Source organism: Oleiphilus sp. HI0123 (assembly GCF_001635315.1).
Map to the genome: position 1 here is coordinate 1 of NZ_LWGE01000463.1, position 387 is coordinate 387.

1 protein-coding gene is annotated in these 387 nt (G+C 49.6%); it reads left to right on the forward strand.

Going from position 1 to position 387, the window contains the following annotated elements; all coding sequences use genetic code 11:
• Positions 1–387 (forward strand): putative metalloprotease CJM1_0395 family protein (locus tag A3761_RS04445; RefSeq protein WP_304439581.1); only part of this gene is annotated, 387 nt, incomplete at both ends.

The window sequence follows — 387 nt, forward strand, 5'->3', positions numbered from 1 at the left end:
TGGTCGTACAGTTGGGAGTGATGACTCCGACCTTGAAGATGAGGTGCGAACTCAGAATGGCGACCAGCAGAGTGTTGAGCGAAGTTCAACAGAAAGTGCCGGTGAACGCCGTATAGAAGAGCAACAAGAAGCGATTATTGAGGAACAGATAGCGGAGCTTAGAGCAAGAGATCAGGAAGTGAGAGCACATGAGCAGGCCCATAAAGCGGTGGGCGGTCAATATGCTGGTGCCGCATCATTTACTTATCAGTCTGGCCCTGATGGAAATCGTTATGCTGTGGGAGGGGAGGTTTCAATCGATATATCGCCTATTCCCAATGACCCTCAAGCTACAATTTCAAAAATGAATACGGTCAAAGCTGCAGCGAATGCTCCTGCCGAGCCTTC